At 66.1% G+C, this 20,820-nt stretch carries 17 protein-coding genes and 1 pseudogene; 12 read left to right on the plus strand and 6 right to left on the minus strand.

The genetic code is table 11. From position 1 onward, the window contains the following. Nucleotides 1-29: 29 nt before the first annotated feature. Nucleotides 30-929, minus strand: a complete 900-nt coding sequence (locus tag BM228_RS25165; RefSeq protein WP_092044883.1) for a LysR family transcriptional regulator — start codon at nucleotides 927-929, stop codon at nucleotides 30-32. A gap of 117 nt (nucleotides 930-1,046) precedes the next feature. Between BM228_RS25165 and BM228_RS25170 the strand changes: the two genes are divergently transcribed. Genes BM228_RS25170 through BM228_RS25180 form a run of 3 tightly spaced genes read left to right on the plus strand, consistent with a single transcriptional unit; the run spans nucleotide 1,047 to nucleotide 4,077 of the window. Further along, nucleotides 1,047-2,369: a CitMHS family transporter gene (locus BM228_RS25170; RefSeq protein ID WP_092044915.1), complete on the plus strand. Its 1,323-nt coding sequence runs from the start codon at nucleotides 1,047-1,049 to the stop codon at nucleotides 2,367-2,369. 16 nt (nucleotides 2,370-2,385) lie between these two features. After that, entirely contained in the window at nucleotides 2,386-3,723 is a 1,338-nt protein-coding gene (locus BM228_RS25175; protein ID WP_092044884.1) for an acyclic terpene utilization AtuA family protein, read from the plus strand. Between the two features lie 18 nt (nucleotides 3,724-3,741). After that, nucleotides 3,742-4,077, plus strand: coding sequence for an AtuA-related protein (locus BM228_RS25180; protein ID WP_092044886.1), 336 nt, complete (start codon nucleotides 3,742-3,744; stop codon nucleotides 4,075-4,077). 222 nt (nucleotides 4,078-4,299) lie between these two features. On the opposite strand, the gene BM228_RS25185 is transcribed toward BM228_RS25180, so the two are convergent. The 4 genes and pseudogenes from BM228_RS25185 to BM228_RS25200 all read right to left on the minus strand — a co-directional run bounded on the left by BM228_RS25185 (nucleotide 4,300) and on the right by BM228_RS25200 (nucleotide 8,572). Next, a complete protein-coding gene (locus BM228_RS25185) occupies nucleotides 4,300-5,028 on the minus strand; it encodes an SDR family NAD(P)-dependent oxidoreductase (protein ID WP_092044887.1) in 729 nt (242 codons plus the stop codon). Then, nucleotides 5,025-5,660: a DUF938 domain-containing protein gene (locus BM228_RS25190; protein WP_092044889.1), complete on the minus strand. Its 636-nt coding sequence runs from the start codon at nucleotides 5,658-5,660 to the stop codon at nucleotides 5,025-5,027. Before BM228_RS25190 ends, BM228_RS25185 begins: the two co-directional genes overlap by 4 nt. 397 nt (nucleotides 5,661-6,057) lie before the next feature. Then, a pseudogene (locus BM228_RS25195) lies at nucleotides 6,058-7,144 on the minus strand (amidohydrolase family protein). Between the two features lie 582 nt (nucleotides 7,145-7,726). Further along, nucleotides 7,727-8,572, minus strand: a complete 846-nt coding sequence (locus tag BM228_RS25200; RefSeq protein WP_167367817.1) for an IclR family transcriptional regulator — start codon at nucleotides 8,570-8,572, stop codon at nucleotides 7,727-7,729. A 414-nt stretch (nucleotides 8,573-8,986) separates the two neighbouring features. On the opposite strand from BM228_RS25200, the gene BM228_RS25205 reads away from it, so the two are divergent. The 9 genes from BM228_RS25205 (at nucleotide 8,987) to BM228_RS25245 (ending at nucleotide 18,555) form a co-directional block, all read left to right on the plus strand. After that, nucleotides 8,987-9,997 (plus strand): ABC transporter substrate-binding protein, encoded by a 1,011-nt coding sequence (locus BM228_RS25205; protein ID WP_244019904.1) that lies wholly within the window; start codon nucleotides 8,987-8,989, stop codon nucleotides 9,995-9,997. 47 nt (nucleotides 9,998-10,044) lie between these two features. Next, on the plus strand, nucleotides 10,045-11,196 hold the full coding sequence (locus BM228_RS25210) for an acyl-CoA dehydrogenase family protein (protein ID WP_092044892.1): 1,152 nt from the start codon (nucleotides 10,045-10,047) through the stop codon (nucleotides 11,194-11,196). After that, nucleotides 11,193-12,323: an acyl-CoA dehydrogenase family protein gene (locus BM228_RS25215; protein ID WP_092044894.1), complete on the plus strand. Its 1,131-nt coding sequence runs from the start codon at nucleotides 11,193-11,195 to the stop codon at nucleotides 12,321-12,323. Before BM228_RS25210 ends, BM228_RS25215 begins: the two co-directional genes overlap by 4 nt. A 16-nt stretch (nucleotides 12,324-12,339) precedes the next feature. After that, complete coding sequence (locus BM228_RS25220; RefSeq protein WP_244537305.1) at nucleotides 12,340-13,587, plus strand: CaiB/BaiF CoA transferase family protein; 1,248 nt, start codon at nucleotides 12,340-12,342, stop codon at nucleotides 13,585-13,587. Then, nucleotides 13,584-14,387, plus strand: coding sequence for an enoyl-CoA hydratase/isomerase family protein (locus tag BM228_RS25225; RefSeq protein WP_092044897.1), 804 nt, complete (start codon nucleotides 13,584-13,586; stop codon nucleotides 14,385-14,387). The genes BM228_RS25220 and BM228_RS25225 overlap by 4 nt, the downstream gene beginning before the upstream one ends. Before the next feature lie 204 nt (nucleotides 14,388-14,591). Continuing rightward, nucleotides 14,592-15,407: a class II aldolase/adducin family protein gene (locus BM228_RS25230; RefSeq protein ID WP_092044898.1), complete on the plus strand. Its 816-nt coding sequence runs from the start codon at nucleotides 14,592-14,594 to the stop codon at nucleotides 15,405-15,407. 146 nt (nucleotides 15,408-15,553) lie between these two features. Further along, nucleotides 15,554-16,846, plus strand: a complete 1,293-nt coding sequence (locus tag BM228_RS25235) for an MFS transporter (protein ID WP_167367818.1) — start codon at nucleotides 15,554-15,556, stop codon at nucleotides 16,844-16,846. 20 nt (nucleotides 16,847-16,866) lie between these two features. Then, nucleotides 16,867-17,796, plus strand: a complete 930-nt coding sequence (locus tag BM228_RS25240) for an SMP-30/gluconolactonase/LRE family protein (RefSeq protein WP_092044901.1) — start codon at nucleotides 16,867-16,869, stop codon at nucleotides 17,794-17,796. A 213-nt stretch (nucleotides 17,797-18,009) separates the two neighbouring features. Continuing rightward, nucleotides 18,010-18,555 (plus strand): carboxymuconolactone decarboxylase family protein, encoded by a 546-nt coding sequence (locus tag BM228_RS25245; RefSeq protein WP_092044903.1) that lies wholly within the window; start codon nucleotides 18,010-18,012, stop codon nucleotides 18,553-18,555. Between the two features lie 1,116 nt (nucleotides 18,556-19,671). On the opposite strand, the gene BM228_RS25250 is transcribed toward BM228_RS25245, so the two are convergent. Next, nucleotides 19,672-20,820, minus strand: coding sequence for an adenylate/guanylate cyclase domain-containing protein (locus BM228_RS25250; RefSeq protein WP_092044917.1), 1,149 nt, complete (start codon nucleotides 20,818-20,820; stop codon nucleotides 19,672-19,674).

The following is a 20,820-nucleotide window of genomic DNA, read 5'->3' on the forward strand; positions in this document are numbered from 1 at the left end:
AGCGACCTGCTCCGTCCGGGTGGGGGCGGCTAACCCGCCGGATGCACGATCAGTCCTGACAACAGCGTGCAAAATGCCTCGGCGGCTGTAGGCATCGTCCGACCTTCTCTCTTGATCAGGCAGACCGAACGTTCGAATCGCGGGTCGTCGATCGGACGCGAGCGAAGCTCGGGCTCGGCCCGTATCTCGCGCGCTGAGCCCGGCAGGATCGTCAGGCCGAGGCCGGCCCGAACCATGCCGACCGCGGTCATCATGTAAGTCGCCTCGCAGGCTACGATGGGGAGCCGGCCAGCTCCCATGAACGCCAGATCGACCACGGTCCGCACGCTCGTGGCAGGATCCATCAACACCAGGGGATACGTGGCCAGAGCCTCGACGGTAATGCTCGGCAAAACGCTGATCGGATGATCGCAGGGATAGACCACGTGCAAGTTATCGCTGGTCCGATGCAGCACGCTGATCTCCGAATCGCAAACATCGCCGCCGACGATGCCCAGATCGACCTCTTCGCTTCGTACGAGGTCGAGAACCCGTTGCGCGATCACGTCCTTGATCACGAACGTCACGCGCGGATGATCCGTGCGGAAGAGTGCGATCGCCTCGGACAACGAGCTCGCCGCAAAGGAAGGCAGCGTTGCGATACGGACGATCCCATAGCGTTGCGCTGCGAGATCGCGGGTCTCGATGACGACCGCGTCAAGGTCGCGCAGCACCTTTTGAAACACCGGCAGCAACTCGCGGCCGATGCGCGTCGGTGCGACCGTACGGCTGGTCCGGTCGATGAGGCGTGCGTCGAGCATCTCCTCGAGGCGCTGGATCTGCACTGTGAGCGCAGGCTGAGACAGGTTCAGCAGGGCGGCAGCGCGGGTGAAGCTGCCTGCCTGAACGACGGACACGAAGGCTCGCACCTGACGCAGGTTGAGATCCATAAGCTCTGGCTATCGCTGTGATCGGATCTTTTCAATTGCATCATGCAGTATCTCGCCGTTTTCTGGTGGGGCGAAGGCGCGGATCTGAACAGCGCTGCAGTCCATCGGGAGGAACGCATGCTGGCTCTGCTCGGCCTGGGCACGATCGCGCTGCTGCTTGCCGTCATCCTGACCAAGCGCATGTCCCCGCTCGTGGCCCTGATCGTCATCCCGGTCGCGGCCGCGCTGATCGGCGGGTTCGGGCTCGACACCGGCAAGTTCGTCCTGACCGGATTGCAGAACCTCGCCGGCGTCGTCGGCATGTTCGTGTTCGCGATCTTGTTCTTCGGCATCGTCAGCGATGCGGGGATGCTCGATCCGATCATCGACCGCATCCTCGCCACGGTCGGCACGCGCCCATCCCGGATCGTACCCGGCACCACTCTGTTGGCGCTCCTGATCCACCTCGACGGGTCGGGCGCTGTCACCTTCCTAATCACTATCCCGGCGATGCTGCCGCTCTACGACCGGGTCGGGATCGACCGGCGCATCCTGGCCTGCGCCGCCTCGATGGCGGCGGGTGTCAATTTCCTGCCCTGGACCGGGCCGATGATCCGCGCCTCCGCTGCGCTCAAGCTGCCGATCCCGGAGATCTTCTCGCCGCTGGTGCCGGTGCAGCTGGTCGGCCTCGTGTTCATCTTCGCCGTCTCGTACTGGCTCGGCCTGCGGGAGGAACGTCGTCTCGCGCTCGCGCCCCGTGCCGCCGCCGCGGGGATCGGCCCCGGCTTGGCTACGATTGCCCGCACGCTAAGCGACGCAGAGCGAGCCTTGCGCCGTCCGGGCCGGTTCTGGATCAACATCGTGCTCACCGTCGTCGTGCTGGGGACGATGGTGTTCATGGCCGAGAAGGTGCCGCCGGCCCTGATGTTCATGCTCGGCACGGCGCTGGCGCTGATCATCAACTATCCGCAGGTGGACGCCCAGAGGCAGCGCATCGACGCGCATGCCAAGGCCGCGATCCTGATGGCTTCGATCCTCTTGGCCGCCGGTGTTTTCACCGGGATCATGCAGGGCACCGGCATGCTCAAGGCGATGGCCCAGACCGCCGTGACCTTCGTGCCGCCGGACATGGGCCGCCACATCCCCTTCGCGCTGGGCCTGGTGTCGATGCCTTTGTCGATGCTGTTCGACCCGGACTCGTTCTACTTCGGCGTCCTGCCCGTCGTGTCCGAGGTGGCTCATCAACTCGGCGTGCCGCCGGTGCAGGTCGCGCAGGGCGCGCTGCTGGGTCAGATGACCACGGGCTTCCCCGTGAGCCCGTTGACGCCGGCGACTTTTCTGGTCTGTGGCCTGACCGGGATCGATCTTGCCGATCACCAGAGGTTCACCTTTCCGTTCCTGCTTGCAGCTTCGGTGGTGATGACCTTTGCCTGCGTCCTCCTCGGCGTCTTCCCCCTCTGACAGCGGAGATCCGTCCATGAGAACCGTCCGCTTGGGCGCCGGTGCGGGCTATGCCGGCGACCGCATCGAGCCCGCACTCGAACTCGCAGAGAGGGGCGAGATCGATTATCTCGTCTTCGAGTGCTTGGCCGAGCGCACCATCGCGTTGGCGCAACAGGCTAAGCTTCGGGACCCGGAGGGCGGTTACGACCCGTTGCTGGAGGCCCGCATGCGGGCGGTGCTCGCGCCGTGCCGGGCCCGCGGCATCCGCATCGTGACCAACATGGGCGCGGCCAATCCGATCGCCGCCGCGCAGAGGACCCGGACACTCGCACTGGACCTCGGCCTCGCCGGCCTGAGGATCGCCGCCGTCACGGGCGACGACCTCCTCGACGCGGTGCGGGCCGGCAACTTCATTTTGGAGGAGAGCGGCGTGCCAGCGGCCAGCCTCGGCAACCGCATCGTCTCGGCCAACGCCTATCTCGGCGCGGCCCCGATCGTCGCAGCCCTCGCGGACGGGGCCGACGTGGTCGTCACCGGCCGCGTCGGCGATCCGGCCCTGTTCCTCGCTCCCATAGTCCACGAGTTCGGCTGGGCGCTGGACGATTGGAAGCGCTTGGGCCGCGGAACCCTCGTCGGCCATTTGCTCGAATGCGCCGGCCAGATCACCGGCGGGTACTTCGCCGATCCGGGCTGCAAGGACGTCCCGGGTCTGGCGCGCCTCGGCTTTCCCATAGGTATCGTGGCGGAGGATGGGACGGTCGAGATCACGAAGGTCGAGGGCTCGGGCGGCCGGATCAGCCTCGCCACCTGCAAGGAACAGCTGCTCTACGAGGTGCACGACCCAGCCCGCTATCTCCAGCCGGATGTGGTCGGCGATTTCTCCGAGGTCGAGATGGAACAGATCGGCCCGGATCGCGTACGGGCGACCGGTGCGACGGGCTCGCCGGCGACGGGCCTCCTGAAGGTCTCGGTCGGGTACGTCGACTCCTACATCGGCGAGGGGCAGATCTCTTACGCCGGAGCCGGCGCCCTGGACCGCGGTCGGCTCGCCCTCGAGGTGGTGCGTGAGCGCCTCGCGTTCACCCGCGTTGCGTTGACCGAGCTGCGCTGCGACCTGATCGGCGTCGATGCCTTGCACGGGGCTGCGCTGTCGGGCGGGCGGGAGCCCTACGAGGTCCGGCTCCGTGTCGCCGGTCGCACCGAGACCCTCGCCGAGGCGGTGCGGATCGGCAACGAGGTCGAAACGCTCTACACCAACGGACCGGCCGGCGGCGGCGGCGCCTGGAAATCGGCGCGCGAGGTGGTGGCGGTGCAGTCGGTCCTGGTTCCGGCGACGCTCGCCCGGCCGCGCGTGCAGTTTGTCGAAGCCTAATAGCTGGGAGATACCAGGATGAAACTGCGTGCGCTGGCCCACTCCCGCACGGGGGACAAGGGCAATACGTCGAACATCGCGCTGATCGCCTACGATATAGCGGATTACGGCCATCTCGAGGCGCATGTTACGCCCGAGCGGGTGCAGGAGCACTTCCGGGAGATCATGACGGGCGAGGTCATCCGCTACGCGCTGCCCAAGATTGGAGCGCTGAATTTCGTGTTGAAGGGCGCCTTGGGCGGCGGCGTAACGCGCTCGTTGGCGCTCGACGCACACGGCAAGGCGCTCGGCTCAGCGCTGCTCGATTTGGATATCCCGGACCGAGCTTCAACAGACATCGTGCGAATCGCGTGAAAGCTGTCTGCTTACTTGAGCTCGGTCGTCCGGCGTAGGACAGGCGCAGCTGCCCGGGAGAGATTTTTCAAGATATGTTTCAGTATATCTGCCAGAAAGCTTGAAGCGGCCGATTTTGGTGCCTTTCTGCAGTCGAAAAGTCTCGACTGTATTAGAGCGCGATCTGCATTTGCATACCCAGCAGCTGTGCGCCAATGGGCGTATCTCGGGTCGGCGCCTCGCTTAGGCGGGTATCCGCGTGCCATCCCAGGCGAAGACGCCACCGGAGTCCTTCACGCCGAGGCTGTCGAGCACGCGCAGGAGGTGGGCCGCGCTCACGTCGGGCTGAACCACACCTTTGTCGGTCGGATCTGACCGGAAGGGTCGCGACAAGTCCGAAGCGACCGTACCCGGATGCAAGCCGACGACGAGCGCCTCCGGTCGGGTGCGAGCCACTTCGATCGAGAGGGTCCGAAGGATCTGGTTCAACGCCGCTTTCGACGCGCGATACGAGTACCAGCCGCCCAACCGGTTGTCGTCGATGGAGCCAACCCGAGCCGACAACGCCGCGAACACGCAGCGTCCCCGACGCGCCAGCACCGGCACGAAATGCTTGGCGACGAGCGCCGGGCCGATCGTGTTGACCGAAAAGACCGCGGTCATCACGGATGGATCGAGCGCCTTGAATGTCTTCTCAGGTGAGACGCCGTCCTGATGGAGGATGCCGGTTGCGACGATGACCAAACCGACAGGTCCGGCCGCACCCACGTTGGCCGCAGCCGAAGCGATCGTCGCCTCGTCGCCGAGGTCGATCGGAACGGTGCGAACGCCGTACGGAACTGACGCCTCCGAGCGGGAGAGCGCGTAGACCGGGGCGTAGGCTTCGCTGGCAGCAAGGGCGCACACCAGAGCCCGACCTATCCCGCCGGAGGCGTCGATGACGACCGCGCTGGTCGACGTGGGCGCCGTCAACGCGAAGCCCCACCGACGTCCGAAGAGGGTCGGTCCAGCTTGCGGAAGATCAGGCTTAGGTTGTTGGCGGGCATCGGGATGCGCTCGGTGAGATGGAGCCCATGCGTGTCGGCGGCAGCCGCAACGGCCTCGATGTCACGGACACCCCATGACGCGTTCTTCGTGCGCAGGCCATCGTCGAACGCGGCGTTGCTCGGCGCGGTATGGGCACCATCCACCCGAAACGGGCCATAGAGGTAGAGGATCCCACCCGCAGGCAGCGTCGCGCCCGCGCCGGCCATCAGCCCGGTGGTCGCTTCCCAGGCCGCGATATGAATCATGTTGATCGCGACGATCGCGTCGGCCTTCGCCACCGGCCATGGCTGCCGTGTCGCATCGATCGCCAGCGGGGACCGGAGGTTCGAGAGGCCCGCGGCACGGGTATGGGCAACGATGCTGCGGCGCGCCGCCTCGTCCGGATCGCTGGGCTGCCAGTCGAGCGTGGGCATCGCCCGGGCGAAGTGAACGGCGTGCTCGCCTGATCCGCTTGCGATCTCCAGAACAAGGCCGCTGGGCGGAACGGCGCGCTTCAAGGTTTCGACGATCGCGGCGGCGTTGCGCGCAACGGCCGACGAGAACAGGGCATCCGACATGGGGGGCTTCAAGCGATAATCCCTTGGGGCGCGTGGCTTTCCACCGCAGCATGTCTGTTTTTGGCCGTTCGCGCACGCCCCTCCAAATGACCGGTATGAGCCCAATCGCTGGTCAAAAATGTATATTGGTCCAGAGGTAATCGTGTGCAAATGTTCGGTTTACCATGTGTAACGGGTATAAATCAGATCGATCTGGCGATAATAGCTGATTTACAAGGCTGGGCTTTTGATTTAGTGTTTGCGGACTGAGTAATATGCAGTTCGTGCGCCGCCGCAGAAGTTAATGGCTAATTTTTTTGCCTGGACAAATCTAATTAATGAAACCACAGGATTATCTGGCGCGCAGGGTCCGCAATCAATCTGCTAATAATTGTTTTTGATCAAATTGGATATTGGATTATGGCATCAGTCCGGATGACTTGAGTTTAGTAGTGAGGCGCGGATAGACTTTCAGCGTGTTCTCAGTATAGATTTTTATTCGGCCCGCGTCGGATATGGCGGCTGCATCGACGTAGCGCTTGGTGTCGTCGTAGGCATGCCCAGTTTCAGGGTCGATACCGTTCACCGCCCCTACCATTTCCGAGGCGAATAGCACATTCTCATGCGGCACGACCTTGAGCAGCAAGTCGATGCCCGGTTGATGATAAACGCAGGTGTCGAAGTAAACGTTTCGCATTAACTCAGACAGGGGTGGCCGCTTCATGTCCTGCGCGAGACCCCGGTAGCGGCCCCAATGATAGGGCACGGCACCGCCGCCGTGTGGGATGATCAGGCGGAGGGTCGGAAAGTCCTTGAAAAGATCCGAGGTCACGAACTGCATGAATGCGGTGGTGTCGCCGTTGATGTAGTGCGCGCCTGTCGCGTGGAAATTGGGATTGGCCGAGGCGCTGACATGCACCATGCCCGGCACGTCGAGCTCCACCATTTTCTCCCAGAGTGGATACCAGAACCGATCGGACAGGGGGGGCAGTCCAGTAACCGCCCGAAGGATCCGGATTGACGTTGCAGCCGACGAAGCCGAGGTCCTTTACACATCGCTCCAGTTCGACCGTGCAGTTTTTGGGCGAGACGCCGGGGGTCTGTGGCAGTTGGCAGACGCCGACGAAATTCTTCGGCATCAAGCTCGCGACACGGTGGATCATGTCATTCGATACGATCGACCATTCGATGCTGGTGCGCGCGGTGCCGATATGGTGGCCCATGCCACCCGCCCGCGGTGAGAACAGGGCGAGTGAGATGCCCCGCTCGCTCTGAAGCTTCAGCTGGCGCCCGCTCACGCTCTCGCGGATCTCGTCGTCGCTCACCCGTAGACTGGACGGGCTCGGCGACTGAGCGGGGTCGTTGATGGCATCGATCTGACGTTTGCGCCAAGACAACATGGCGGGCGGCTCGGTGGTGTAGTGCCCGTGGCAGTCGATCACGAGGCCCGTATAACTGGGCGTCCGCGGCGCTGGCTGCGCTTGCGCGGTATCCGCTGCGACCATTGCAGCTGCGGCTCCGACGCTTGCGAAGCCTCGCATGAAACCGCGCCGCGGCAGGCAGCACGCACAGGTGGCTCCGGCCGGATCGGTTGCAGCGATCATCGCGAGCTCGCCAAGCGATAGCGCTTTGCCCTACAGGGTTTACCTGCTCCCAAACGGGCGACGAGTGCGGGCTGAGTGAGAAGTCCCAGATGGCGTTGCATGCAGACCCTCGGGATTTTTAGATTCCGATCTCGGCTGCTTACTTGGCGCCGCAAATTCAAACACGTCCAGTCAAGCGGTCGAAGCTCGATCGAGGTTCCGCGACGCATCAGGCGGAATGTCGCTCTCGAAAGACCGGAAGCTTTCGTCTTCTTCGGATGACCGCGGAGAGGTAAAGATTCGAAGCACTGCTCGAGAGGCCGAAATCAGAGCCTCGATCGAGCGACAGGTACAATCTGTGTGCCCCCGGCCTGTCGGTTGCACAGGAAAGAGCAGGTGGTCTTGAAGCCAACGAAGTGGGCGTCATCACAAAGCTCGGAAGGAGCTGCGGCGGTGCGACTGGGCTTCAGCCTCGCCTGGTGGCGGAGACACCGGCTTGTGTTCCTAGTCCAAGCGTATGAGGAAACGCGCGATCGCGTCGTGAATCATGGCGACGATCTGTGTCTCCCTTCGCTCGAATTCCTCGAGCAGTCCTGAGACTGCCACGGCGAGGGGACGGCCCTTGCGGTCGATGCGGTTGGGCAGCGGTACCGCGATCGATCCGGCGCCGGACGTGACGAGGCCATGCGAGAAGAAATGGCCGTCCTGCCGCAAACGGGCCACGTTGGCCAAGACGGCTGAGACCTGAATCGGGGGTTGCTCGGGCGGGGCCTCCGCATTCGTGCGCCGCACAAGCGGGCCGATCTCGGCATCCGGGATCCCGGCGAGAAGCGCGGTGCCGGTGGCCGACCACACTACAAGTCGGCGCGTGCCGGGTGGGACGTGAAAGCGCATCGCGGTTTGCGCCTGCAACACGTGGACGTACTGCGAGTAGATGGTGTTGCGTGCCGCTAGGATCACCGTGCCGCCCGTGCACTCGGACAGATGCTCGAGCATGCGCACGAGACTACCGTCGCGCACCGGCCCCTTGTCGAGCCACGCGCCCAGCAGCGCGACCCGCGGCGACGGCAGGAAGCTGCGGCTGTCGGCGTCGTAATCGAGATAGCCGAGTTGGGCCAGGCTCTTCAAAAGCATCGAGGTTGAGGATTGCGGAAAGCCTAGGCGTTCGGCAATCTCCGAGACCCGAGCTTCGCGCTGAAGCTCGTCGAACAGCTCCAGGATCTGAAGCACGCGGCCCGCGGACTTCACGAAAGCCAAGGAGGGACCGACTGCATCGGCCCTGACCAAGAGGTCCGTGCTCGAACCCGCTCCGGTCTTTACCCGAGGCGTGAAGCGGTCGGGGGCAATCATACCCGGCTCCAGGCCGGTAGTGCGAGGAGGCTGTGAACGGCCTCGAACGTGATATCCGCGCGCCGTGAAGCCCACCAATAGGCTGCCCGCCCGGCAATCATCTGAGTCGCCCGCAACTCGAACGAACATGGCGTTTGCGGCGCGATCTCATGGCATGTCCAATCATCGTGAATGGAGTACGGGCCGCTTGGGTCCAGCTGCCGTCATGAATGCATCACCGCATCCGCGCTCGACGACGTATAGTGCGAATCATCCGCCGCTCCATCACAGATGTGATATCGCTCAGCAGATCCACGATGACGGTTGAAGACCAATCCCGGCTCTGTCCTACTCGAGGGCGAGCGCCGGACAGTGATGCTGTCCGGACGTGCTGAGACCGCGCGCCAAGGGCGGCTCTGCTCGGGAGGAATGCCGATGTCGATCCGCCTCGCGGCCGTCGCCGCGCGTCTCGTCTCCGTGGCGCTGCTATTGTCCGCTTTGAGCGGACCGACCCTCGCCGAGACGAACACGGTCCGCATCGGCCTGCAATACGGCCTCGTCTACCTGCCGGTAATGATCGCTCAGAACGAAGGTTTGTTCGATAAGCGCGCCAAGGCGGCAGGCCTCGACGGGCTGTCGGTCACGCTGAGCCGCTTCAGTGGCTCGGCCGCGATGAACGACGCACTGCTTTCCGACAGCATCGAGCTGGGCACACTCGGCGCGACCGGCGCCTTGATCGCCTGGGACAAGACCCGCGGTCGTCAGCAGATCAAGAGTCTCTGCGCCCTCACTTCAGTCGTCTACACGCTGTTTACGGGCAAGCAGGGCGTTACCGCGCTGAAGGATTTTACCTTTGGCGACAAAATCGCGGTCCCAGCCTTCAACTCGCCGCAGGCTATCCTGCTGCGGGTGGCCGCAGCCCGGCAGCTCGGCGATCCGGCCAAGGCGGATACTCTGATGGTGAGCCTGCCCCACCCCGACGCCACCGCGGCCATGCGCGCCGGGCAAGGCATCGCCGGCTACTTCTCGACGCCACCCTTTACCCAGATCCTACGGGCGGATCCCAAGCTCCGGGCGATCATGACCTCCACCGGTCTGATCGGCGACGGTGACCCTACCGCCGCGACCCTGAACGCCAAGCAGGGCTTCGTCGACGCCAATCCCAAGGTGACGCAGGCCATCCTCGCCGGCATGGAGGACGCGGTTTCGCTCATCCGCAGCGACCCGAGGCGGGCGGCGGCGATCTACCTGGCTTCAGAGCAGGTGCAGATCGATCAGGCCCAGGTCGAGTCGACCCTCACCGACGGGTCCCTCGTCTACGGCGTGGCCCCGAAAGACATGGTCAACCTTGCCAAGGCGATGGCGGCGCAGGGGCTCCTGCGCAAAGTGCCGACCGACTGGCAAGAGCTCTTCTTTCCGGGCCTCAAGGAACGCGACGGAAGCTGAGCGAGCCATACGGGCGAGCCCCTGATCTGACAGACCACGGAGCAGAGATGCAGAGCTTTCGCTTCAGCGCCGAACCGCTCCCGGCCGAGGCCGAGGCGGCCCGTGCGGCCGTCCGGGTTTTTCTCGACGCTGAACTGGCGGCGGGGCACTTCGTGCCACATCGGACCTCGTGGACGACCTTCGACGCCGGCTTCAGCCGACGTGCCGGGGCGGCCGGGTTCATCGGTCTGACCATGCCGGAGGCGTATGGTGGCCATGAGCGGTCCGGCCTCGTCCGCTTCGTCGTCACCGAGGAGATGCTGGCGGCCGGCGCGCCCTGCGGGGCGCACTGGATCTCCGACCGCCAGTCTGGCCCACAGATCCTGCGGCACGGTTCCGAGGCGGCCAAGCGGGCGATCCTGCCGCGGATCTGCCGCGGCGAATGCGCCTTCGGCATCGGCATGAGCGAGCCGAACTCGGGCTCGGACCTCGCCGCCGTGCGCACCCGCGCGGCGCGCGACGGCGACGATTGGTTGATCAACGGCTCCAAGATCTGGACGACGAACGCCCATCAGGTCGATTACCTGCTCGCCCTGGTCCGGACCGGTGAGCCCGGACCAGACCGGCACGGCGGCTTGACCCAGTTCATCATCGACATGGCGGCTCCCGGGGTCACGGTGCGACCGATCCTCGACCTGTCAGGCCACCACGAGTTCAACGAGGTGTTCTTCACCGACTACCGCGTCCCGGACGCCATGATGGTCGGCGCGGAGGGCGAGGGCTGGGGGCTCGTCACGGAGGAACTCGCTTTCGAGCGCTCGGGGCCCGACCGCTTCCTGTCGGACTACCGGCTGCTCGTCGAACTCGTCGACCGGATCGGGCCGGAACCCGACCGGTTCCAGGCGGTCGAGACCGGCCGGATGGTGGCGCAGCTCACCGCGCTCCTCGGCATGTCGGCCTCGGTGGCCCGGCTCCTCGACAAGGGCGTCGTCCCCGGCGTTGAGGCGGCGCTCGTGAAGGATGTCGGCAACAGCTTCGAGCGCGCGGTGCCGGAGATCGCCCGGCGGCTCGTGCCGGTTGAGCCGAGCCTCACCGCGCAGGGCGAGCCGTTCCGTGAGGCGCTCGGCGGCGTGACCCTGCGGGCGCCCTCCTTCACCCTGCGCGGCGGCACCCGCGAGGTTCTGCGCGGGGTCATCGCGCGGGGACTGGGCTTGCGATGAACACGACCAACCACGCACAGGATAGGGCGGCCGACGAGGTCGCCGACATCGTCCTCGATCAATTCGAGCGGCTGCTGGCCCAGCATCTCTCGCCGCAAGTGCTGGCGGCCTGCGACGGTGCCGTGGACGACGCGGCCTGGCCCGCGGATCTCTGGAGAGCGCTTAACGACAGCGGTCTGCCGCTGGCCCTGGTGCCCGAAGCGGCCGACGGGATCGGCTTGGAGGCCAGGACGGCGGCCTTGCTGATCCGGCGCTGTGGGCAGGCGGCCTTGCCGCTGCCGCTGCCCGAGACCATCGCGGGTGCGGCGCTCTGGGCGGCGGCAGGCGGCGGCGCGCCGGAGGGCGCCCTCACCTTGGTCCCAGCCGGCAGCCCCGTTCGAATCACGCGGCGGGCCGACGGTTTCGTCCTCGACGGGCGGGCGGCGCAGGTGCCCTGGGGCGGTTCGGTCGCGGCCCTGCTCGTGGATGCGATCGACGCCGCAGGCGTCCGCCACCTCGTGCGGATCACGGCGCCGGGCACGGTTCGTGATACGCGCCACAACCTCGCGGGTGAGCCGCGCGACGCCCTCGACCTCACAGGCTGTACCGCCGCCATCGACGAGGTACGGACAGCGCCGGACTGGGCCGCCGAGGTTGGTGTCGGCTCGGTGGAGGCAGCCGGCGCCTGGGTGCGCGCGCAGCAGTTGGTGGGCGCGATGGAGACCTGCCTCGCCTCCGCCCTCGATCACGCCCGCGAGCGGCAGCAATTCGGGCGGCCGCTCGCCAAGTTTCAGGCGATCCAGCACATGCTGGCCGAGGCCGCGGGCCACGTCGCGGCGGCGACTGCATCGGCTGATCTCGCTGCCGCGTGCTGGGGAGATGCGCGCTTCGTCCTCGCCACCGCGATCGCTAAAGCGCGCTGCGGCGAGGCGGCGGGCCACGTCGCCGCGATCTGTCATCAGATCCACGGGGCGATGGGTTTCACCCAGGAGCACCCGCTGCACCGCGCGACGCGGCGGCTGTGGTCTTGGCGAGACGAGTTCGGCTCCGACGCTCTGTGGCAGGAACGGATCGGGCGCGCGGTCTGCGCGGGCGGAGGCACCGCTCTCTGGCCGATGCTGGTCCGGCTGCGGGCCGGTGCCGGCTAACATGGGAGATCGCCGCGTGCTGGATCATTCCGCCGAGACGAAAAAGGCTGGTCCCCTGGCGGGCGTGCGGATCGTGGATCTCACCAGCGTCATCATGGGACCGTCGGCCACGCACATCCTGGCCGATCTCGGCGCCGACGTGATCAAGATCGAGACGCCGGAGGGCGATTCCTTCCGTCACTACCGGCCGGCCCGCAACGCTGGGATGGGCGGCAACTTCCTGCACCTCAACCGCAACAAGCGCAGCGTCCGCCTGGACCTGAAGCGGCCCGAGGCGCGGGCGGCCCTCGACCGGCTCATCGTGACGGCGGACGTCTTCGTGCACTCGATGCGCCCGGACGCGATCCTGCGCCTGGGCTACGGCTACGAGCGAGTCCGCGCGCTCAAGCCCGAGATCATCTTCTGCGGGGCCTACGGGTTCGGGGCTGACGGCCCCTATGCCCACAAGGCAGCCTACGACGACCTGATCCAGGCGGGCTCCGGCCTCGCCGCCCTCCAGACCGCCGCCACCGGTGAGCCCGGCTACCTGCCGACCGTGCTGTGCGACAAGATCGCCGGCCAGGCTATTGCCTGTGCGATCCTGGCGGCCCTCTACGAGCGTCGGGCCGGCGGCGTCGGGCAGGCGGTCGAGGTGCCGATGTTCGAGACGATGGTCGAGTTCAACTTCGTCGAGCACATGGTCGGCTACGCCTTCGAGCCGCCACTTGGGCCGCCGGGCTTCAACCGGGTGCTCAGCCCGAAGCGCAAGCCCTACCGCACCCAGGACGGCTATGCCTGCATCCTGCCCTACTCCGACCGGAACTGGCGCGACTTCTTCATCCACACCGGCCGGCTCGAATTCGTGGACGACCCGCGCTTCACCCCGCTCGCCGTGCGCGTGGAGAACATCGAGGTCCTGTACGCGCTGGTGGAGGAAGAGGCTCCGCGCAGGACCACCGCCGCTTGGGTGACGTTCTGCGATTCGGTGAGCATCCCGTGCATGCCCGTCCTCGGGTTGGAGGAACTGCCGGACGACGCGCACCTGAAAGCGGTGGGCTTCTTCGGGGCCGCCGAGCATCCGAGCGAGGGGCGCTACCGCACCATGCGCCGACCGGTTTCGTTCAGTGGCAGCGACTTCGCGATTCGCCGGCACGCCCCCCGGCTCGGCGAGCACACCGCCGAGGTTCTGGCCGAGGCGGGCCTCGACCCGGCCGAGATCGCCGCCCTCACCGGGGCGGCCGCCCCGCCGGACCCGTCCACGCAATCCGAGGAGACCGCCCGATGACGCTTGAGGCCGAGACACGCGGTGCGGGCGGAGACCTGCTGTTCTCCGTCGCGGAGGGCGTGGCGACCATCACGCTGAACCGGCCCGAGCGGAAGAACGCCTTCACCTTCCCGATGATCGAGGCCTGGACGGCGGCTCTGCAGCGCTGCCGCACGGATGATGCCGTCCGCGTCGTCGTCGTGACCGGCGCGGGCCCGGCTTTCTGCAGCGGTGGCGACATCGTCGAGATGGGCGAGCGCCTCGACCAGCCGCCTCAGCGGCGCAAGGACGAACTCTACGGCCGAATCCAGCGCATCCCGCTGGCGCTCGAGGACCTCGACAAGCCGGTCATCGCCGCTCTGAACGGCGTGGCCACCGGGGCGGGCCTCGACCTCGCGCTGATGTGCGACCTGCGCTACGCCGCGAAAAGCGCCCGCTTCGCCGAGACCTACGTCCGTGTCGGTCTGGTGCCCGGGGCCGGTGGCGCTCACTTCCTGCCCCGCCTCGTCGGCACCGCGAAGGCGCTGGAGCTGTTCTTCACCGGCGATTTCGTCGATGCGGAGGAAGCGCTCCGGATCGGCCTCGTCAACGGCGTTCACGACGATGTGGCCCTGATGCCGGCGGTCGAGGCGCTGGCGCGTCGGATCGCCAAGGCGCCACCGCTCACGCTGAGCCTAATCAAGCGCGCAGTCTATCAGGGGATGCGCAACGACCTGCGCACCAACCTCGACCTGATCTCCTCGCACTATGCGGTGATCACCGCGACGCCCGAGCATCGGGATGCGGTGCAGGCGTTCATCGGCGGGCGCAGCAAGCTTTGAAGTGAAGGGCGCCCACTTGAGTGCTGGTGGGCTTCCGGTTGGGTCACCCCGCCCCCGTACGTGATGTGGGGAAGATGACGTGCCAGGAACGAAAGCAGCAGAAGCAAAACAACATCGGCATTGTGTCAGATGATTCCGGTCTTTAATTGGACTGGTCGCGAGAGATAATATCAAATACCATTCAATCGATGAGGGAACCGCCAAATGAATGTTGCAGCCAAGCGGTCGGTGTACGAACCTGACCAAGCCGGTCTGGCTTTCCCTCGCTACCCCGTGTTCGATGATGCCGCGCAGGAGCGAAGACACCGCAAGGTTCGGTTGGCTGCCGCCTGTAGGCTCTTTGCTGATCTGGGCTACGAATACGGATTCGCCGGCCACATCACCGTCCGCGACCCGGAGGATCCGAACCTCTACTGGACGAATCCGTTTGCCATGGAATTCGGGGCGGTCAAGGCGTCGGACCTCCTCCTCGTCGACCACGACGGCCGAGTCATCGAGGGCGCGCGTGCGGTGAACCGCGCCGGCTTCGTCCTGCACGCCGCCATCCACGAGGCGCACCCCGGCATCCTGGCATCGTGCCACTGCCACACGATCAACGGCATGGCTTGGGCCGCCCTGGGCCGGCGACTGGATCCGATCACCCAGACAGCCTGCGGCTTCTACGGTGATGGGCAGGCCCTGATCACCGAGGAAGCTGGCGCCGTGGTGGTGGAGCGCGGGGCCGGCCACAGCGTCGCCGCCGCGTTCGGACGCGACACCAAGGTTGCCATTCACCAGAACCACGGCCTGTTCAGCGCCGGCCAGGAGAGCATCGAGGAGGCCGTTTGGTGGTTCGTGGCCGCCGAGCGGGCCTGCGAGATTCAACTCAAGGCCGAGGCGACGGGCCACCCCCTGAAGCTCGTTCCCGAAGCCAATGCGGCGCACTCCGCCAAACACCTCGCCACTCCGTTCATGGCGTGGCTTCATGCCCAGCCGATGTTCGACCGCACTTTGCGCCAGCATCCGGACGTGATCGACTGATCGACTGCTGCACACCGCGGCGCGCGCATCTATGCAGAGCACAATACGGCGTGGATCTAGAGCTTGCGGTGTCGGAAATGATTGCGGTATCCTATGTTTTTGATTCTAATATAAAAGAAACATACCGAATATATCGGGAGGTGCGAATGGGCAAGCGCCGTTATCTGCTGTATATTGGCATTTTCTTGCTTGTCGTCTTCAATTATGTGGACCGCGTCGCGCTGTCGGTCGCGGCGCCGGCGATCGCGGCTGAATACAATCTGAGTCCGGTACAGGTCGGTTACCTGTTCTCAGCTTATCTCTGGACGTATGTCGTCTGCTTGATCCCATGCGGATTTCTGACCGATCGCTACGGGGCAAAGGTGGTCAACGGCGTCGGTGTGCTCGTGTGGTCCGGCGCGACGATTCTCACAGGGCTCGCGTCCGGCTTCGTCAGCCTTCTCGGCTCGCGCATGCTGATGGGCGCGGCGGAGGCGTCCACCTATCCAGCGGGCGGTCGCGTGTTGCGGGATTGGGCGCCGCGATCCGAGTTCGGTCTGGCGGCCACGATGCTCAACAGCGGCGGCTACGCGGGTCCTGCGTTCGGGACCTTGCTGCTCGGGTGGGTGGTGTCAGTCCACGGCTGGCGGTGGGGTTTCTATACGGCCGGCTTGCTGGGCTTGGTTTGGCTGGTCGGCTGGTTGGTCTGGTATCGCGTGCCGGAGACGGCAACCTTCGTCGGCGAAGACGAGCGCGCCTTCATCCTGCGTGAGCGCGATTCCGGGGCGAAATCCGGTGGCTCGGCCGACGGGTTTGGCGTGCTGTTGCGCTCGCGCAGTATGATCGCCGTCGCCGTCACGCAGGGCTGCGCCGTCTACACGCAGATCGTGTTCCTGACCTGGCTTCCGAGCTATCTCGCCAACGTCAAGCACATGTCGATCGTGAAGTCGGGCCTGTTCACGGCGTTCCCGTACTTCGCGGCGACGGTCTTCGCGTGGGTCCTCGCCCATCTGAGCGATCGTGCGCTGGCCGCGGAGGGCGGCTCCAGCACGGGGCGGCGGCGGCGCATCGTCGTCGTGTCGATGCTCAGCGCGGCCGTGATCCTGGCGGCACCGTTCGTCGACAGCACGCCGATGATCCTGGGCCTGATCACCATCTCGCTGACCGGCTTGGCGACGGGCATCTCGCTCAACATTGCCCTGGCCGCCGATCTGCTGCGGTCGCCTGCGAGTGCTGGCAAAGCCATGGCGATCCAGATCACCGGCGGGAACATGTTCGGCCTCATCGCGCCGATCGCCACGGGCTACATCATCGCGGCGACGGGTAGCTACGACCTCGCCTTCGTGGCCGGTGGCGTGCTGCTGGTGACCGGGGCCGTGATCACGCTGACCCTGACGCACGCCCCGATCGGTGGCGACCTCCCCGCGCCAGCGGTCGTCCCCGCGCTGCGCCGCGCTTAAGCTCTTAGACGGAGGTCACGATGTACGCAGCCCCGCCTATCTGCCCAACGAGAGTCTTCGCCACCTACCCCGAGGCGTGGCGGGTGGCCACGGCGGAGAACGAGTGGATCCGCACGCAGCCGGGGCGCATGCCGATCGGATCGTTCCTGGAGGGGCCGTCCTTCGACCTTGACGGCAATCTCTGGTGTGTCGACATCCCGAACGGACGCATCTTGTGCGTGGCGCCGGACGGCGGTTTCACCATCGCGGCCGAGTACGATGGTTGGCCGAACGGCCTCAAGATCCACCGTGACGGCCGGATATTCATCGCCGACTACAAGAACGGCATTATGGTCGTCGACCCCGCCTCCGGCACGGTCCGGCCGTTCCTCCTGCGGGTCGGGCCCGAGCGGTTCCGGGGCGTCAACGATCTCTTCTTCTCTCGCGATGGCGATCTCTACTTCACCGATCAGGGCCTAACCGGCTGGCAGGACCCGGGCGGACGCCTCTTCCGCGTTCGGGCGGACGGGGTCGTGACCTGCATCCTGGACGGCATCCCAAGCCCGAACGGCCTCGTCATGAACCTCACTGAGGACACGGTGTACCTGGCGGTTACGCGGGCCAACGCGGTCTGGCGGATCCCGCTGATGCGGGACGGGACGGCCGCCAAGGTGGGCACCTTCATCCAGATGTCGGGCGGGGCCGGGCCGGACGGGCTCGCCCTCGACGCGGAGGGTCGCATCGCCGTCGCCCATGCCGGGAAGGGCGCCGTCTGGCTGTTCGACGCCACGGGGGAGCCGGTGCTGCGCATAACCTCTTGCGCCGGCCTGCACACTACCAACGTGGCGTTCGGCGGCGCGGATGGACGAGCACTGTTCATCACTGAGTCTGGCTCAGGCGTCATTCTACGGGCTGACCTGCAGACGCCCGGGCACACTATGTTCTCGCACACGCACGAGAGCGAGGTGTGATCGTTGGCCCTGTGCGCCGCACGGGTGGAGCTGAGGTCTGCAGACCGGCCGGCCAGTCCCAATCGAAACACCCGGGATCGCCACGGCCGAGGATAATCCGTGAGGCTCGCACGGGGCGTCGTCCCGCCGCCGAACGCCGCCAAGACGCGCGGCAGATCCTTATTGGCCTTCGCCTCGCCGCGATCCCCGCGTCACCCCACGGAGTGGATACAGATGGCCCACCTCCCCTATGCGGATCCGAATCGACCGGAAACGGCCGAACTCGTCGCTCGCATCACCGCCCAACGCGGCGGGGTGCTGCACCTCTACGCCATGCTGCTGCACAGCCCGTCGGTAGCCGACGGCTGGCTGCATTTCCTCAGCGCGATCCGCCAGCGCTGCGTCGTGCCGGGGGCCCTGCGCGAGCTCGTGATCCTACAGGTCGCCCACCTCAACGGGGCACCCTACGAGGCCGAGCAGCATATCCCGATCGCGCTGCGCGAAGGGGTGCACCAAGCGCAGGTCGACGCCCTCCCCGACTGGAGGGCATCAGACGTGTTCGAGCCGGCGCAGCGCGCGGCCCTGGCCTACTGCGATGCGATGACCCGAACCATCCACGTGCCGGCTGACGTGTTCGCAGACCTGCGCACCCACTTCGACCTGCGGACGATCGTCGAGCTCACCGCGACGGTCGGGGCCTACAACATGGTCTCTCGCTTCCTCGAAGCGCTCGGCATCAGCTCCGCCGACGACATGCGTGCGGGGCGGGCTGACCGATGACAGACCCCTTCTCCCTCGACGGCAAGGTCGCGCTCATCACCGGCTGCGGCTCGCAGTAGCCCTGGTGGAGCAATGCTAAGGCCACGGCCGTGACCTTAGCCCGGCGCGGCGCGAGGGTCGCCACACGCAACCGGTCCGACGCGATCCGCATCTGTCTGAACGGTGCCCCAGATCGGGCGGCGTTGACCTGGGCGCTGCATCGCTTGTCGGGAATACTTACCTGGCCGAGCGTTGTGTGCACGGGAGGACGAACGCTTCGCTGAGATGTTCGATGATGTGCCGGCCAAACGGGGCTGAACCTCGGCCAACCGATACTCTGCATGGATGGAGCGTCGGTCCGACGTAGACTTGAGAGCCCTGCGCTTCATGCTGCGAGCGAATCGCACCGTTCGCGATTGTCGTCGACGTCCGCTTCCGAGCTATTGTGATGGCCCATTAAGCGTCCGGCATGGGCGCCAAGCCGAACGTCCGGTTCTGCGCGCCATAATGATCCGGCGTGACGGGGTCTGGCCGAAAGCCGACCGTCCGCTGCAGGGTAGGTCGGCCAGAAAAGCGGACAGGATCTCACCGGCTTCAGATGGCCAGGACATACGGTGCGGACCTTGCTGGCGTAGCCGACCCCTGCGCCGCTCCATCCTCGGGCGGGATGCGAGAGGGTTCGAGCAGGGGCATGTTCAACTCGTCTGCAAGTGCGCATTATCTAATGGCTTGGGCCTCTGTCATGTGCTCGGACGGGTTGCGAGTGCCGCGCGCGACCATTCGGGCGATGGTGGTGGGTCGATCAGCCCAGCACATGATGGTGAACGGGCGTAGGTCCCGGTCTCGACGGAAGGCAGACGACAAACGCTGCGAGGCGGTGAACCAATGCCGGTCGAAGACGACGGCCCCCGGCGGTACGCTGGCAATCGCCGTCGCAGCCCACAGGATGGGCCGCGTCGTCGGATAGGACGACGCGCATTCGTGCTGGACGCTACGATGATAGCCCGGCCGGCGGTGCAGCGCGGCTTCGTGATCGCGCCGCGCTGAAGAAGGCGCGAGCCGCCGCTCTTCGAAAACCGGGTGGCAGAGACCGGCCGGTCCTGTGTCGTGCCGTCGACGATCGAATCGGACTGTCGATCATGTGACAGGCTGGTCCGCCAACAGGGTCACGAGCTCGAAGGCCGGGACCTCACGCAGGAAGCCCTTCAGCGTGAGGTTACCCAGAGACCGCGATGATGCGATACCCTCAACGGCGCTCAGCACGGGCCGGCTGATAACAATCTGCCCCGATTGCGCCTTGTCGCACAGGCGGGAGGCCAGGTTCGTGACGCTGCCGACGGCTCCATATTCGAATCGGCCTTCGAAGCCGAACTGGCCGAGCGTCGCGTAACCCCTAGCGAGCCCGAGCCCGAACCCGATCGTGTGGCCCCGGGCCTCCCACTGGCGAGCCAGCCTGCCGACGCGCTCGCGGAGCGCGAAGGCCATGCGCACGGCACGCGCGCTGTGGTCCGGGCATGGACGCGGATCGTTGAAGAACACCATGATCCCGTCGCCGGCAAAATGTTCCAGAGTTCCCTCATAGTGGAAGACCGTCTGGCCGACTGTCTTGTGATACTCCCGCAGGACAGCGACGACCTCCTCGGGGGCGGCCGAATCCGTGAAGGCCGTGAAGCCGCGCAGGTCGCAGAAGACCACTGTGATCTCCCGCCGATGCGCCTCCAGGAGCGCGTGGCCGTCCCGCTCGGTGGCGACCAGATCAGCGATCTGGGGGGAGAGGAAGCGCCGCAGCCGCCCGATCCGCTCAAGTTCGGCGGCTTTCACAGCGACCTGGCTCTCGAGATCGCGGTTCGCCTCGGCCAGCGCCGCTCGCTGCTCCGCAAGCTCGTGCGACTGCGCCCGCACCCGATCGGTCAGGGCCTTGAGGCGCAGCATCGAGCGGACCCGGGCCATGAGCGCCGCGTGCTCGTAGGGCTTGGTCAGGTACTCGTCCGCACCGGCGTCGAGACCCTCGACGAGATCGCGCGTCTCCGCGCGCGCGGTAAGCAGCACGACGGGGATGTAGCGCAGGGCCTCGTCCGCCTTGAGCAGGCGCAGCACGTCCAGTCCGCTGAGGCGCGGCATCATCACGTCGAGGAGGATCAGGTCCGGCGGCGTGGCGGCCGCATACGTGAGGGCCTCCTCCCCGTCCGGGGCGGTCCCGACCTGGTAGCCCTGCGCCTCCAGGCGGATGCGCAGGATATGCAGGTTCTCGCGGCTGTCGTCGACCACCAGGATATGTGCCGCCAC

Source organism: Methylobacterium pseudosasicola (assembly GCF_900114535.1).
GTDB lineage: Bacteria > Pseudomonadota > Alphaproteobacteria > Rhizobiales > Beijerinckiaceae > Methylobacterium > Methylobacterium pseudosasicola.

Excerpts from the sequence above, each read along its gene's own strand:
- BM228_RS25165 (WP_092044883.1), bottom strand. The coding sequence starts at position 929 with ATGGATCTCAACCTGCGTCAGGTGCGAGCCTTCGTGTCCGTCGTTCAG.
- BM228_RS25170 (WP_092044915.1), top strand. The coding sequence starts at position 1,047 with ATGCTGGCTCTGCTCGGCCTGGGCACGATCGCGCTGCTGCTTGCCGTC.
- BM228_RS25175 (WP_092044884.1), top strand. The coding sequence starts at position 2,386 with ATGAGAACCGTCCGCTTGGGCGCCGGTGCGGGCTATGCCGGCGACCGC.
- BM228_RS25180 (WP_092044886.1), top strand. The coding sequence starts at position 3,742 with ATGAAACTGCGTGCGCTGGCCCACTCCCGCACGGGGGACAAGGGCAAT.
- BM228_RS25190 (WP_092044889.1), bottom strand. The coding sequence starts at position 5,660 with ATGTCGGATGCCCTGTTCTCGTCGGCCGTTGCGCGCAACGCCGCCGCG.
- BM228_RS25200 (WP_167367817.1), bottom strand. The coding sequence starts at position 8,572 with ATGATTGCCCCCGACCGCTTCACGCCTCGGGTAAAGACCGGAGCGGGT.
- BM228_RS25205 (WP_244019904.1), top strand. The coding sequence starts at position 8,987 with ATGTCGATCCGCCTCGCGGCCGTCGCCGCGCGTCTCGTCTCCGTGGCG.
- BM228_RS25210 (WP_092044892.1), top strand. The coding sequence starts at position 10,045 with ATGCAGAGCTTTCGCTTCAGCGCCGAACCGCTCCCGGCCGAGGCCGAG.
- BM228_RS25215 (WP_092044894.1), top strand. The coding sequence starts at position 11,193 with ATGAACACGACCAACCACGCACAGGATAGGGCGGCCGACGAGGTCGCC.
- BM228_RS25225 (WP_092044897.1), top strand. The coding sequence starts at position 13,584 with ATGACGCTTGAGGCCGAGACACGCGGTGCGGGCGGAGACCTGCTGTTC.
- BM228_RS25230 (WP_092044898.1), top strand. The coding sequence starts at position 14,592 with ATGAATGTTGCAGCCAAGCGGTCGGTGTACGAACCTGACCAAGCCGGT.
- BM228_RS25235 (WP_167367818.1), top strand. The coding sequence starts at position 15,554 with ATGGGCAAGCGCCGTTATCTGCTGTATATTGGCATTTTCTTGCTTGTC.
- BM228_RS25240 (WP_092044901.1), top strand. The coding sequence starts at position 16,867 with ATGTACGCAGCCCCGCCTATCTGCCCAACGAGAGTCTTCGCCACCTAC.
- BM228_RS25245 (WP_092044903.1), top strand. The coding sequence starts at position 18,010 with ATGGCCCACCTCCCCTATGCGGATCCGAATCGACCGGAAACGGCCGAA.